The sequence below is a fragment of the Bdellovibrio sp. HCB337 genome (genome assembly GCF_047302465.1).
Classification (GTDB): domain Bacteria; phylum Bdellovibrionota; class Bdellovibrionia; order Bdellovibrionales; family Bdellovibrionaceae; genus JACMRP01.
Genome location: NZ_CP178621.1, coordinates 3,645,403 through 3,657,970, shown reverse-complemented (window position 1 = coordinate 3,657,970; position 12,568 = coordinate 3,645,403). Strand labels below are relative to the sequence as shown.

At 45.2% G+C, this 12,568-nt stretch carries 15 protein-coding genes; 9 read left to right on the top strand and 6 right to left on the bottom strand.

Features of this window, described 5'->3' with window-relative positions:
- Window positions 1–14: 14 nt before the first annotated feature.
- From ACLWBB_RS17590 to rsmA, 4 genes are read left to right on the top strand one after another with little or no spacing between them, the layout of a single operon-like run.
- Window positions 15–323: a DUF4398 domain-containing protein gene (locus tag ACLWBB_RS17590; RefSeq protein ID WP_413288868.1), complete on the top strand. Its 309-nt coding sequence runs from the start codon at window positions 15–17 to the stop codon at window positions 321–323.
- Window positions 320–1,009, top strand: coding sequence for a tetratricopeptide repeat protein (locus ACLWBB_RS17585; RefSeq protein WP_413288867.1), 690 nt, complete (start codon window positions 320–322; stop codon window positions 1,007–1,009). Before ACLWBB_RS17590 ends, ACLWBB_RS17585 begins: the two co-directional genes overlap by 4 nt.
- Before the next feature lie 11 nt (window positions 1,010–1,020).
- Entirely contained in the window at window positions 1,021–2,064 is a 1,044-nt protein-coding gene (gene tsaD, locus ACLWBB_RS17580) for a tRNA (adenosine(37)-N6)-threonylcarbamoyltransferase complex transferase subunit TsaD (RefSeq protein ID WP_413288866.1), read from the top strand.
- Entirely contained in the window at window positions 2,061–2,888 is an 828-nt protein-coding gene (gene rsmA, locus ACLWBB_RS17575; RefSeq protein ID WP_413288865.1) for a 16S rRNA (adenine(1518)-N(6)/adenine(1519)-N(6))-dimethyltransferase RsmA, read from the top strand. Before tsaD ends, rsmA begins: the two co-directional genes overlap by 4 nt.
- Window positions 2,889–2,891: 3 nt before the next feature.
- Here the strand turns inward: rsmA and ACLWBB_RS17570 are convergent, their stop codons facing one another.
- Window positions 2,892–3,350 (bottom strand): hypothetical protein, encoded by a 459-nt coding sequence (locus tag ACLWBB_RS17570; RefSeq protein WP_413288864.1) that lies wholly within the window; start codon window positions 3,348–3,350, stop codon window positions 2,892–2,894.
- A 128-nt stretch (window positions 3,351–3,478) separates the two neighbouring features.
- Here ACLWBB_RS17570 and ACLWBB_RS17565 point away from each other — a divergent pair, with 128 nt between their 5' ends.
- Both ACLWBB_RS17565 and ACLWBB_RS17560 read left to right on the top strand, forming a co-directional pair.
- Window positions 3,479–3,925: a YaiI/YqxD family protein gene (locus ACLWBB_RS17565; RefSeq protein WP_413288863.1), complete on the top strand. Its 447-nt coding sequence runs from the start codon at window positions 3,479–3,481 to the stop codon at window positions 3,923–3,925.
- Between the two features lie 10 nt (window positions 3,926–3,935).
- Window positions 3,936–4,814 (top strand): radical SAM/SPASM domain-containing protein, encoded by an 879-nt coding sequence (locus ACLWBB_RS17560; RefSeq protein ID WP_413291622.1) that lies wholly within the window; start codon window positions 3,936–3,938, stop codon window positions 4,812–4,814.
- 43 nt (window positions 4,815–4,857) lie between these two features.
- Here ACLWBB_RS17560 and ACLWBB_RS17555 read toward each other — a convergent pair whose 3' ends face one another.
- Window positions 4,858–5,169 carry a hypothetical protein gene (locus tag ACLWBB_RS17555; RefSeq protein ID WP_413288862.1) on the bottom strand — a complete coding sequence of 104 codons (312 nt, stop codon included), beginning with the start codon at window positions 5,167–5,169 and terminating at the stop codon, window positions 4,858–4,860.
- 325 nt (window positions 5,170–5,494) lie between these two features.
- On the opposite strand from ACLWBB_RS17555, the gene ACLWBB_RS17550 reads away from it, so the two are divergent.
- Window positions 5,495–7,405 carry a hypothetical protein gene (locus ACLWBB_RS17550; protein ID WP_413288861.1) on the top strand — a complete coding sequence of 637 codons (1,911 nt, stop codon included), beginning with the start codon at window positions 5,495–5,497 and terminating at the stop codon, window positions 7,403–7,405.
- On the opposite strand, the gene ACLWBB_RS17545 is transcribed toward ACLWBB_RS17550, so the two are convergent.
- Both ACLWBB_RS17545 and ACLWBB_RS17540 read right to left on the bottom strand, forming a co-directional pair.
- Complete coding sequence (locus ACLWBB_RS17545; protein WP_413288860.1) at window positions 7,402–8,379, bottom strand: hypothetical protein; 978 nt, start codon at window positions 8,377–8,379, stop codon at window positions 7,402–7,404. The genes ACLWBB_RS17550 and ACLWBB_RS17545 overlap by 4 nt on opposite strands.
- Window positions 8,380–8,478: 99 nt before the next feature.
- Complete coding sequence (locus ACLWBB_RS17540; protein ID WP_413288859.1) at window positions 8,479–8,826, bottom strand: phosphoribosylpyrophosphate synthetase; 348 nt, start codon at window positions 8,824–8,826, stop codon at window positions 8,479–8,481.
- A gap of 102 nt (window positions 8,827–8,928) precedes the next feature.
- On the opposite strand from ACLWBB_RS17540, the gene smpB reads away from it, so the two are divergent.
- Window positions 8,929–9,417 (top strand): SsrA-binding protein SmpB, encoded by a 489-nt coding sequence (gene smpB, locus ACLWBB_RS17535; protein ID WP_413288858.1) that lies wholly within the window; start codon window positions 8,929–8,931, stop codon window positions 9,415–9,417.
- Here smpB and ACLWBB_RS17530 read toward each other — a convergent pair.
- Window positions 9,362–10,072, bottom strand: a complete 711-nt coding sequence (locus ACLWBB_RS17530) for a hypothetical protein (protein WP_413288857.1) — start codon at window positions 10,070–10,072, stop codon at window positions 9,362–9,364. The genes smpB and ACLWBB_RS17530 overlap by 56 nt on opposite strands.
- Before the next feature lie 84 nt (window positions 10,073–10,156).
- Between ACLWBB_RS17530 and ACLWBB_RS17525 the strand changes: the two genes are divergently transcribed.
- Window positions 10,157–10,837 (top strand): hypothetical protein, encoded by a 681-nt coding sequence (locus ACLWBB_RS17525; protein WP_413288856.1) that lies wholly within the window; start codon window positions 10,157–10,159, stop codon window positions 10,835–10,837.
- Here ACLWBB_RS17525 and ACLWBB_RS17520 read toward each other — a convergent pair whose 3' ends face one another.
- Entirely contained in the window at window positions 10,838–12,505 is a 1,668-nt protein-coding gene (locus tag ACLWBB_RS17520) for a tetratricopeptide repeat protein (RefSeq protein WP_413288855.1), read from the bottom strand.
- Window positions 12,506–12,568: the final 63 nt, after the last annotated feature.

Here is a 12,568-nt window from a genome sequence, read left to right as displayed (position 1 = left end):
TAAAAGGAACTCAGGTGCGGGGAATTGTTGCAGTTGCAGTTACGTTGGTCATGCTCTTAGTGGGCTGTCAGACGGTTTCCCAACCCATCGAAGAGTACAGTTTAGCTCGAGCCGCCATTGAAGCGGCTCGTGCCGTTCAAGCCCCCCGTCACTCCCCAGGATATTGGCATCAAGCTGACGAAGCTTACCGTCAAGGCCGCTTGGCCTATAAAGATAGAAATTATTCGAAAGCACGAGATGCTTTCCTTAAAGCCAAGATGGCTGCAGAAAAGGCTGAAAACTCAGCCCGCTTGATCCGACAAAAAACAGGAGACGTGTTATGAAGTGGATTCTCTCTATCAGCATCTTATCTCTTGGACTTACTGGTTGCTTGAAAACCCGTACGGACGTGCGTGAAACCGAGCAAAAGCAGGTCATTCAGCAAGAAGTAACTAAATTGCAAAGAACGAATGCCGATGTTTCCAGCCGCTTCGCTGATGTCGAAGAGGACATGAGAAATCTGCGTGGTCGTATGGAAGTTCTTGAGCACAAAGACGGGCAAGGTAACAAAGAAGCTGAATCCGCTAAAAAATTCGCCGCAGATCAATCCGCAGATGCGAATAAGAAAATCCTTCTATTGCAAGAGGGCTTGAGCGCTCTTGAAAAAACGGTGTTTCAGTTAAATGCCGAAGTAAACGGTTTGAAAGCTGAAAAAGCGGCCATGGTAGCCCAGGCGTCAGCGGCTCAAGCAAAAGCAGCCACCGAAGCTAAAAAAGGCACTTATGAGCTGGCACAGGAGTCCTTTGAGCAAAAGGATTGGAAGAAAGCCATCTTGAATTACCAAAAATACCGCGATGAAAACCCTAACGGAAAGAAATTTCCCGATGCGACCTACAAAATGGGTGTATCTTTCCAGGAATTGGGTATGAAGGACGAAGCAAAAACTTTCTATGACGAGTTGATCAGTCGTTTCCCGACATCTAACGAAGCTAAGAAAGCTAAAATTCGCTTAAAAGGCCTGAAAAAATAAACGAGTAAATAATGGACCGTGTCCTCGCTATTGAAACGAGCTGTGATGATACCTCTGTAGCTATTGTTGAGCGTACAGGCTGGGTTCACGCGGTTGTTTCTGCAAGCCAAGACTTGGAACATGAACCCTACGGGGGGATTGTTCCCGAGATCGCTTGTCGCAACCACTCGATTGCGTTGATTCCACTGATTGAAGAAGCTCTAAAAAAAGCCAACATGACTTGGGCGGATATTCCTGCAATTGCAGTCACGAATCGTCCTGGTTTGGTCGGAGCTTTGATCGTGGGACTGATTACCGCGAAGAGTATCGCTCAGGCTCGGAATATTCCTTTTATTGGCGTGAATCACTTAGAAGGGCATTTGCTTGCGCCATTTTTAAGAGACAGCGAGTATTCTCCGCCAGAAGATTTTGATTATCCTTACGTCGGCCTTGCGATCAGCGGTGGCCATACAAGCCTGTATCACATTCGTGGTATTGGGGATTACGAAGTTTTGGGTAAAACCAAAGACGATGCTGCCGGCGAAGCTTTTGATAAGTTCGCAAAAATGGCAGGCCTTGGCTTTCCAGGTGGCGTGCGTGTCGATCGTGAAGCAAAAAAGGGAAACCCTGCTGCTTACGAATTTCCGCGCAGCATGATTCACGATGATACTTTTGATATGAGCTTTTCGGGTTTGAAATCTTCAGGTCAGCGTTTGATTGAGCAAATGGGACCAGAGGAAGTGCAAAAGAATTTGCCGGACCTATGCGCTTCTTTCCAAGAAGCTATTGTTGATGTCCTCATTACAAAGCTTGAAAAGGCTGCGAAAAAATATAAAGCAAAAAGAGTTATTCTAACAGGTGGCGTGAGTGCGAATTCACGTTTGCGTGCACGTGCCGAAGAGTGGGCGAAGCGCAAAGGCTTTAAACTTGTGATTCCACCACTCAGATATTGTACAGATAATGCCGCGATGATTGGTTATGTGGGTGTATTACGTTTGAATCGTGGTGAAGTTTCTCCTTTGGATCTTGGGCCTTCTCCGCAGAGCTTCCCCCAAGATTTCAACTCCCAACAATGAGTACAGCGCGCGAACGTCTTCATGAAGTACAAGAAGCTCTTGGTATTGCTGCCAAGAAATCCCTTGGTCAGAACTTTCTAGTCAGCGACTTGGTGATTGAAAGAATCATCAAGAAGGCTCAAGAGTTTAAACCTGAAATTTTGATCGAAGTCGGTCCGGGCCCTGGGGCTTTGACTTATTTCTTACGTCAAATGCCAGCATCATTCAGCGTGATTGAGTTAGATCGCGTGTTAGCTCAATACTGGCGCGATCAGGGCTTAGATGTGACCGAGGCCGATGCTTTGCAATTGGATTGGGAACAGTTCTATGGTGGCTCTGGCAAAAAAGTTTTAGTCAGCAATCTGCCGTATCAGATTTCATCAAGCATCGTGATTGACCGCTCGATGGACGAAAACGGTCTTGATCACATGGTGCTGATGTTCCAAAAAGAAGTCGCGCAAAGAATCGCAGCAAAAGCACAAAGCGATGCTTACGGTTTGCTGACAGTGATTGCGCAGACCTTCTGGAAAACAGAGACAGTGACCGAGGCGGGGCCTCGCGATTTCAATCCACCACCGAAAGTTGCATCAAGAGTATTGGCATTTACAAAAAAGCCAAGCCCGGTGAAAAATCACAAAGCGTATTTGACCTTCGTGAAGGCGGCTTTTGCGCAAAGACGAAAGCTTCTTAAGAAAAACATTTCAGTTTTCTATTCTCAAAGATCAGTGACCGAAGAACAAATGATCGGTTGGCTCATAGAGATGGGCTTCAAAGAAACTGCCCGTGCGGAAGAATTAAACCCTGAGCAGTTCGTCGTTCTGTTTAAGAAATTCGGCTTTGAATAGAGTTTAGTTTTTCTTTTTCTCGCGAGGGATAAACTTGCTGCCGGATTTGCCAACTGGTTTCACGGCTCGCTTTCGGGGTTTCGCAGGTTTAGGAATTTCGAAGTCCTCATCGTCGTCGTCGAGATCATCATCATCTTCGTCTTCATCATCAGCGAGAGCTTTTTTGACTGTATCCAAGCTCGGAGCTTTTGGATAAACGGGGCGTTCTGAACGTGGTTTGGGTTTATCTAAAGTCTCGATATCAGAAAAAAGAACCAGGGTGACACGGGTGTTGCCAATCACCTTGACGCCAGTTTCAGTAATGGCCTTAATAGGCCCTGTTACCCCATGTCCTAGCTTTTTGCCGCCAAAACGATACTTAGTTTGTGGGGCATTCTTCGCTTTAAAAAGCTTATTAAGTTCGTTGATGTCAGTAGTTCCAAACTCTTTAGAGAGGATTTTTGCGACTTCGGCTTGTTTCATGGGTATTTCCTTAAACCATGATAACTAAGCAATACCGGTCAGTTGGTCAAGGGAAGAGGCCCCAGAGTGAATCTTTTGCGTCGTTAGGGCGTTGCCTCGAGGGCCCAAACATGAGACAGCTTTAAGGTATGATATACGTCGATGCCGATGGTTGCCCTGTAAAGGAAGAGATCTATAAAGTCGCTGAACGCTTGCAGGTCGAAGTCATTCTGGTTGCCAATCACCATATGAACATTCCAATGAACAAACTCTTTCGTATGGAAGTGGTCTCAACGGGCTTTGATGCTGCCGATGACTGGATCGTAGAGCATGTGACTCCGAAAGATCTGGTGGTGACGGGGGATATATTACTGGCTGAGCGTTGTGTGAAAAAAGGCAGCCGGGTTTTGGGCCATAAAGGTGTCGAGTTCAATGAAGACAATATCGGCATGTCTGTCGCCAATCGCGAGCTAATGCAGAACTTACGACATATGGGTGAAAATCGTGGGGGCCCAGCTCCTATGGATAAAAAGGCCCGTTCACAGTTCTTAGGAACTTTGGACCAAATTCTTAACGCCCTAAAAAGAATGCCATAGCGGAGCTCTTATCCAACAAAAACGCCGCTTTAACAAAATCAATATCGAAATCAGCAATATCTGCAATTTACAATGCAGTTTTTGTCCCCCTGTTGAGCGGGAAAAAAAGATGATGTCCTTAGAGGTTTTCCAGTCAGTGATCGCTCAAGTTGCGCCGATGACGGATCAGGTGACTCTGCACTTGATGGGGGACCCTTTAGTGCATCCAAAGCTGGCTGAGTTTTTAAGTATTTGTAAAGCTCATCAAGTCCCGGTTTTTTTAGTCACCAATGGGGTTTTGATGAATGAAATCAAAGAAGAACTTTTGTTGGATCCTATTATTCGTCAGGTGAACTTTTCTTTGCATAGCTTCCACGACAATTACGGAGATAAAGACCCAAGCATCTACTTGGCAAAAATCTTTAGATTTACCGAGCGCGCTTTCGCAGAGAGGCCCGAGCTTTATATTAATTATCGTCTTTGGAATTTGGATGAACCTTTAGGAGTGGGATTACAAAACCGCTCGATGTTAGAGAGAGTTTGTAAGCATTTTGATTTTAGTTTTAATCAAGATATCGATGTTCGCCGCAATAAAAGCGTTCGAGTGAAAAATCGTCTGCATCTGCATTTTGATACCGAGTTTACATGGCCCTCATTAGATTTGCCCGCATTAGGGGTGAAGGGCACATGCTATGGACTATCGAGCCACTTTGGGGTTTTAGCAGACGGCACGGTGGTGCCATGCTGCTTGGATAAAGAGGGAAAAATTCCTTTGGGAAATGTCAAAGAAGCTCTTATCGAGTCCATTCTTGGAAATGAACGTTCTCAAACTATTTTGAATGGCTTCAAAAATAATAAATTAACAGAAACCTTGTGCCAGCGTTGTAACTATATTACGCGCTTCAATTAGAAAGCCTATGTTTGCCCATAGGCTTTTGAGATCTTAAAAATAATTAGAAATGCAATTTTTCAGCGAAGAGCAGTACTTGAAGAACACGGCAGTCTTCATTACGTACGGATACTTTGTACCAATCTTTGTAGGTCGCAAAATAGGGCTGTACATTCACTAGAGTGATTCCACCCACATCTTCTTGAACGCCACCGAAATAAACGGCAACAGGTGGCACCGCTGCCATAGAAATAAGCGATTTTACAGCTTCACGCGCAACGCGAGCTTGTGTATTGAAACTTGTGCACGCGGTAGTTGGTGCGGCATGTGCATTGTAAGCGAACAAAAGAACTAATAGTGATGTAAATAATTTCATGGAACCCCTCCCTTGATTCGAAAATCCTAGTAAGGTGACCTATTGGTGTCGAGATAAAATATATGAAACAAATAGATCAACGCGTTGATTCTTTAGCGTAATACTCCAAATAATGCATACATACATTCCCAAAGAGCTTCAGGGGAACGGGTGTTTAAAATTTAGATTTGCTCCAAGACTTCCGATAAGTCTCTTAATGAAGCGTACTACAAAGTAGGGTGGGGCGATGTCTTTAAAACTACGAATCAGTGCCTTTTTGTTTACATGCTTTGCCATTTTCATATTCCTGTTTCAAAACTTCATTTCCACATCCCAAGGAAAAGTTATGGGCTACGTGGATGGAATTGTCTCTATTGGCGGAATTCCACACATTGCTGGTTGGGCTTGTGACTATCGCCAAAATACCTCGATCGCCGTTCATCTGTATGTCAACGGTCCTGCTGGGCAAGGGGGGATCAAAATTGGATCCTACAAAGCAGCAGATTTAACAACGGGAACAGCGATCTCATCACGATGCGAGACATCTCAGGTGTCTCATCGATTTCATATTCCAATTTATCGAGACACGATTGCCAAATACGCGAAGCAGGCAATATATGTTCATGGAATTTCTGTGAGTAATGGATCTAACCTTGTACTTCAAAATAGCGGTCAATTTGAAGTGCCTACAGTGACTTCACAGTTTATTGATGGAAACATAGATACTTTTTTGTACGCTCCTCAGAGAAGTTCGATTGCTGGTACTGTCGACAGAGTCATTTCCGGCTGGGCTTGTGATACTGGTGCCGCAAGCCCCATTGAAATTCACTTGTATGCTAGAGGTCCCGCCGGCAGGGGCGGCGAGTTTGTCAAAAAAGCTTTGGCCAATATCGATGCAGGGGCTTCTTCGGCAGTGGCACAACGATGTGGTTTTCAAAACGGGGCCCATCGTTTTGAAATTCTTCTGACTGAAGACGAGGCCAATCGGTATGCGGGAGCGTCTCTTTATATCCATGGTATTTCAATAAGTAAGACCGGTTTTAATGGCCCTATTCAGCGATCGGGCATTTTGCTCGTTCCTCCAAAGCGCATCTTAGTCACTAGTGTTGCTGCTCTTTACTCTGCGGTGAGCAAAGTCAAAGACTCCGGAGGCGGAATCATTGAAGTTGCGAAAGGATCATACAATCTGAATCAAAGCCTTCATCTGGGTGCAAATACGGCATTGGTCGTGAACAGTCAGGCGATTTTAATTCGCGGCACCTCTGGAGGGCTTTTCATGAATCCATCCACGGCCACCGGCTATGATGGTATCGGCAATTTGCTCTTTATCGGAGGCATCTATCAAGGCAGTGCTTTCATTTTGGCTCATGCCAGTCATATTATTTTTCGCGATATAAAATTTGTCGACACGTCGGCTTCACATGCGTTGGATTTGGCAGCTCTAAAAAACGTATGGGTTGAGGGATGCAAATTCTTAGGAGTTGTGAACCTCAGTAGTAATCAGCAATACAAAGAGGCCATTCAGGTCGATGGAGACTCCTCGGACAGTATTGCTTTTGGGGCTATGAATGGGACTCCTAATATCAACTGGACTGTGCGAGGAAATTACTTTGGAGCTAACCCCAACGGAGCTTCCAACAGTCAGGCCTGGCCGACAGGAGTCGGAGGACACAATGTCTTTTATGACCGTTTTCCGCAGTATATCGTAATAGAAAATAACACCTTCGAAAAACTTCTGTACGCTGGTGTGCGGGTCTATAAATGGCGTGACACAATCATTCGCAACAATGCCTTTAAAGATAGCGCTCGTGCAGTTCTGGCTCAGGCGGTACCATGGAACTCGCCATCAGCAATGACAGTGCAGGGTCAGGCTTCGAATGCTTCGCAAGCGGGTGCAAGATTGACGATCGAAAGTAACACTCTTATTGGGACGAAGCTGCCTGCATTGCAAATACAGGGTGTCACGGGTAATTCCACACCCGGAACACGGGCTCGGTGGGAGAGTGTGACGATTACTAAAAACACGGTGACTTACCCCTTGGAACACGTTGTGTTTCTTGAAAATGCAAAAAATTTTTCAGTTTCATCAAATCAGATAGAAAACATACCTGCTAATAAGACAGGAGTTTTATTGAACCTTACTGATTCAGGTGTCATTCAAAGCAATCTGCTTCAGGGAGGAAAAGTAGGAGGCATTGAGGCTCCCACTTCTACGAACACAAGCCTCACCGTGAAGGGTAATACCTGGGTTCCTTAGTGAGCATTCTCATAACATTTTGGATGAAGCAGTTTTCTTGCGACTTTTTGGCCATAATATTTAGTCAATTGCTCGCAAGCAGTCGCGCTGATGGGGCATTGGCCATAACCGCGCTTTGCAATTTGCCTTTGAACCTTGTTATGAATCGCAGGATCATAGTCGCTACAGTTGATCGCTTCGTCCCAGCCAGGATTGATGTAGGCGCTCCAATCAAAGGTGCGCACGCGTTTCCAGCCGCCTTCTGAGCAGCGCAAATAAGGATTTTCGCCTTCTGTTAGTGATGCCCAAAAATAGTAACCTTCATAGTTTGCCGTAATGTCTGCGTAAGAGCGCACCATTGTTGCGATCATGCCAAACTCGTTATTTTCCTGAAACATCGAGAAGTCCAACATCAGATCAATCGGATTTGTAGCTTTGGACTGGCGAATGAAATCATAGTCGCCCACTAGGTCTTCGGCGGTTCGTTGAAAACGATTGCGGATATCAGGAAAGTTCGGGTCTTTCTTCCAGCGGACGGCAAAGTACATCGAGTATCCCATTTGTAAGAAATGCCCCAGCTTGTCGTCACCAATAAGTAGATCGTTAAATGCAAATTGCCCAGGGCTATAATAAGTTTTGAACTTGGCAAAGTGTCGCCAGCCACGGTCACCGCGTTCATGAATGGCATCTGAGTAAACGGATTTTTTTATAGGTAAGTGAGCTGCGTAGGGATTCTTCTTCGACCAGGTTTCAATACGTGCGACAAAAAAACCGCCAAGGTCGCGATACAGATTTTTCTGAAGAGCAAACATATCGCAGCTGCGAGTTCGGAAAGCCGCTTTATCTAAAGCGATATTCATTCTTTTATTCAGCCACACCCGAGAATCGGGAAGTTTTCCTCGCAAGGTAAAGTTATCGACTTCCGAGGCTTGAGATTGAATAGAAAAAACCGACCCAAAGAAAACCGAAAGGCAAAATCTTGTGATGCTTTTCACGCGTACGATCCCCTCGTTGCAATCGTCTTTTATAAAAACGGGGGCCCGCCGCATTCAAGGGTATTAAGAGGGGAGTGTTAGAAAGCAAGTTCAGGACTACTACTGACGGTGGTGCTTGAATTTCTCGATCATGTCGTGAGACTGCTCGTCTTGGTAAATCCCGTAGGCCTCGACATACAAACCCTTGATTCCGTATTTGGGGGCTGAAATCGCATACAAAATCGACTGATCATCGGGGTCCGAAGTGTTTTCAAAGCGAACCACATTGTCGACTTCGAATTCCTGAGTGTAGATTTTTTGTTTTCCCGAGCAACACTCGAAGTGGTCTATCTTCAGGGTAAGGTTCTCGGTATAGCCTTGTTTAACAAAGGCGCGGATGGCGCTGCTTAAATCCGCCATGAAGCCAGTTCCTGCCTGCATTATATCGTCTAAGCGTTCTGTTTCCATATGGCCTGATTTTATACCCCTAAACCTGATAAAAACCGTGAAAAGTAGATGTTTTTTACTAGATAAGCCTTAAAGACAAGGTGTGCCAGATGGCTAAAATGCATGGCTTCCGTTTCGGATTTTGGTAACTTGCACGGCATGAGTATTCTGATCATCCAGGAAAACAAAAAAGCCCGCTTTGACTACGAAATCGTAGACACCTTCGAGGCAGGCCTTATGCTCACGGGGAGTGAAGTAAAATCCCTTCGTGATCGTAACGTTCAGCTGAAGGACTCCTATGTGAGTTTCCGCGGCAGCGAAGCTTTCTTGCAGAACGCTCACATCAGCGAATACAAAGCCAGCAGTTATAACAACCACGAACCTGAACGATTGAGAAAGTTGTTATTAAACCGTATTGAGCTTGATCGCATTTTCGATGCTCTTCGCGAAAAGGGATATAGCTGCGTGCCTTTGAAGATATACTTCAAAAAAGGCCGCGCGAAATTAGAGATTGCCCTAGTAAAGGGTAAGAAGACTCACGATAAGCGGGAAGCGATTAAGAAGCGCGACGCCGACGCCCAGCTGCGATCGACACTACGTCGGTCTCGCTAGTTTTGCCGAAGTCAGGGCCGCTGCGTGAAAGTGGCTGTACTGAAAACTCCTCAAATGGAACATCCTGCATACCCAAACGTGATCTCTTGATCATGATTAAGTTCTTCCATGCGGCATAGGCCTCACGGTTTTGCGGATCAATCGAGAGCTTTTCAATCAATTTCAACTCTGCTTCGGTATTGGCTTTAAGTGAGCGATAGAAGTAGTCATAGGTCATCGCCAAATCACGGAAGTCATCTTCATGCGTGATCTTGTAATCAGGAATGTGCCAGTGACCGTACATGAGTTCCTTCATGTGACGTTCCATTTGCACAAGCGGCGCCAAAAGGTTCTTCGTCATGCGAAGACCAATTAGCAAAGTCATACCAGCGATAACAACAAGACTTAGGGCCATAAACACGCCCAACCAAATCACCTCGCGCTCAAGGTGAGTCACAAGAGAAGGTTGAGTGTCGTAGGCAAGATTCGTAAAGAGAGTGTAATTCTGATTAATGAAGTAATAGGCCGGAGCAAAGAACAACAAGATCCCACCTAGTATTGCTGTCATCAAAAACAAGGTGTACTTGTATTGAAAGGCCTTATTCAGAATCATCTTCTGAGTTCGGACGTGAGACAAACGCGACTGAGGTTCGTAGATTCTTTTTCCGTATAACATATATATACTTATCGACAGATTGTGTTTTCTTTGAAGTCCAATTATTCTCAGAATGAGTCAAAGTTATACCTAAGGAGGTCTCCAGTGAGACTTTGGTCCGGGAAAATGAGACATGTTTCAGTACTTTATGTCGGCACTCTGATTTTTGCTCTGGGTTGTCAAATTTCTACAAAAAGAGGTGAAAATACCTCGTCTCAAACTGAGAATCCTCCTTTAGTGGACGAAAAGTACAGTCTGACGGCCGATCGCAAAGAGCTAGATGAGCTTCGCAAAAACATTCCTGAAGAGAAAAAGAAGGAAAACGACGAGCTCGCGCTATTGAATCAGTTCTTTGCTGATGACACCAAATCTCCGTCGCAGATCCGCGAGAAGTTTGATTCTTTACTTCGCAAGAAGCGCGAAGTCTTTCAAAAGGACATGACCAAAGAGCGTGAGACTTATGTGAAAGAAGAGCGCAAACGTCGTGAGGCTTTCAGCAAAGAACAAGAAGAAGCCCGCAGTGATTTTAAGAAACGTAAAACCAATCGCCAGCAAAATACCGAGTTTTACGCTGATCTTGATGGGAAAAGAAAAGACTTCAACTCGAGCGAACGTGAAAAGCGTGACGACTTCGAAGCCAATGCGCGCGACAAGCGTAAAAACTTTGAAGACTATGCCCGCGAAAAAAATAGCGAGTTTCAACAAGAGCTCAGGGCATATACAAAGCGCTTTGAAGAGCAAAAGAAAGCTAAGGATCAAGCTCAACAGAAACAGCCAGGGCAGTAATTACTTGTTCAGTTGAATGAGGGTGTTAAAGTCCTCAAGGCGTTTTTTGAAGCCCTCGTTGAAGGGCTCAATCTCGATAGCCTTCTTCAGGTGTTGAAGGCTTTCTTCTCGTTGCCCGGTCTTCCATAGAATCTGTGAATACATGTACCAACCATAAGCATTGCTCGGAGTTTGCTCTGTTGCTTGCCTCAGTTGCGCCAAAGCTTCTTCGTCTTTATTCATTTGCATCAGTAGTTCGCCATAACTGATGCGTGCGTCGGTATTGGTAGGAAAGACTTTCAAATTGTTGACGTAGTGACTGATAGCTTTATCGATTTCACCAAGGCGTAAATAGATGATGCCGATGTTATTCGCAGCCGCAAAGTTGTCAGGATAAACTTCATAGACGTGCTGGAAATAAGGAAGAGCTTCTTTCAACTGATTTTTTTGGCTTAAGATAATGCCTAAGTTGTTCCCAGCGGATTTACTATCAGGGTTAATCACCAAAGCGTGGGTAAAGAGCTCTTGATTGGTGCGCCAGTACTGACTAAAGAAATGGCTAAGACCCATGAACACCGGCAGCAACGCTACCAAAACCCATTTGGCCCGTGGAAGTTTTGTGTATGCTACCGCGGCAAGTAGGCCAATCCCCACCATCGAGAAGTAAAAATACCTGTCAGCAACCGTTGAGAAGTTTTGAAACTGAAAAGGCACGAAACCTAAGACTGGAAGCAGGGGCACCAGCAAGAAAAGGCCTGCCAACCAAAAAGTCTTTTTAAGTTCAGGTGCAACTTTGCTAAACCAAGCAAGAATTCCTACAAACAGCACCGGCAAAACTAGTTCGTAAGTAGGAAAGTGTTCAAGTACCAGGTCAGGCCGTCTTCCGTAGTCGGGACCGAAGCCCACTGGCAAAAAGACTTTCTTAAGGTAAAAACCCAGAGCATCCAAGGCCACCACAGGTCGTTCCCAAAGGGCGGGAATATTCCGAACCAAAACATCGGGCTGAAGTATCTTGGTTAAAAACATAAACGGCAAGGCTACCGCAAACAAAGACCCAAGATAAAGAAGACGCTGACGAGTTTTCTTTTCAGGCGCCATGAAGAACTCAAGGCCCAGAATCATTAACGGAATAACGACCGCGATCGGTTTGCACAGTATCGCAAGAATGAGTCCGGTATAAGTCAGCGCTAAGTTTTTTCGAAGGTAAGCCAGTAAGGTGAGCAATGCAAAAGTCACCCACACCATGTCTTTAAAACCTGACATCCAAACGACGCTTTCGACCTGCAGTGGATGAAACACAAAAATCAACACGCCAAAAAGAAGCGCATTTTTTTCCAGAGAGGGTACCAAGCGATTCAGGAGGCGATAGACCAAGGCGGCGTTTACGAGGTGAATGGCAAAATTCAAAAGCAAGAAGGGCCAAGCTACCGTAAAGTTTTGCGAGAACGGCGCAAGAAGTCCCCAGAAACTATAAGTCACCGGAATGTACAGCGAAGGTCCCACAGGGTAAGGGGTCGTCCAAATATCTAGAAGGCTTTGCCACGAGAACGGAGAGAAGAAGGGGTTTTGGCTAAGGTGGATTTGGTCATCCCAGAGAAGAAATTCGGCAGCGCCTAAAGGCAAAAAGACAAGTGCCGCCAATAAAAACAAAGCAAGGCCTTTAAACAAATTTGTTTTTGAAATTGGCATACAGGTATTTTGATTCAGTCATCTACGTGAGGCAAGGATTTGCAGGTCTAATTCAGCAGATAT

What these genes read in the sequence shown, in the direction of transcription:
- ACLWBB_RS17550 (WP_413288861.1), top strand. Translation starts at nt 5,495, where the DNA reads ATGGGCTACGTGGATGGAATTGTCTCTATTGGCGGAATTCCACACATT.
- ACLWBB_RS17540 (WP_413288859.1), bottom strand. Translation starts at nt 8,826, where the DNA reads ATGGAAACAGAACGCTTAGACGATATAATGCAGGCAGGAACTGGCTTC.
- ACLWBB_RS17520 (WP_413288855.1), bottom strand. Translation starts at nt 12,505, where the DNA reads ATGCCAATTTCAAAAACAAATTTGTTTAAAGGCCTTGCTTTGTTTTTA.
- ACLWBB_RS17585 (WP_413288867.1), top strand. Translation starts at nt 320, where the DNA reads ATGAAGTGGATTCTCTCTATCAGCATCTTATCTCTTGGACTTACTGGT.
- ACLWBB_RS17570 (WP_413288864.1), bottom strand. Translation starts at nt 3,350, where the DNA reads ATGAAACAAGCCGAAGTCGCAAAAATCCTCTCTAAAGAGTTTGGAACT.
- smpB (WP_413288858.1), top strand. Translation starts at nt 8,929, where the DNA reads ATGGCTTCCGTTTCGGATTTTGGTAACTTGCACGGCATGAGTATTCTG.
- rsmA (WP_413288865.1), top strand. Translation starts at nt 2,061, where the DNA reads ATGAGTACAGCGCGCGAACGTCTTCATGAAGTACAAGAAGCTCTTGGT.
- ACLWBB_RS17565 (WP_413288863.1), top strand. Translation starts at nt 3,479, where the DNA reads ATGATATACGTCGATGCCGATGGTTGCCCTGTAAAGGAAGAGATCTAT.
- ACLWBB_RS17555 (WP_413288862.1), bottom strand. Translation starts at nt 5,169, where the DNA reads ATGAAATTATTTACATCACTATTAGTTCTTTTGTTCGCTTACAATGCA.
- ACLWBB_RS17530 (WP_413288857.1), bottom strand. Translation starts at nt 10,072, where the DNA reads ATGTTATACGGAAAAAGAATCTACGAACCTCAGTCGCGTTTGTCTCAC.
- tsaD (WP_413288866.1), top strand. Translation starts at nt 1,021, where the DNA reads ATGGACCGTGTCCTCGCTATTGAAACGAGCTGTGATGATACCTCTGTA.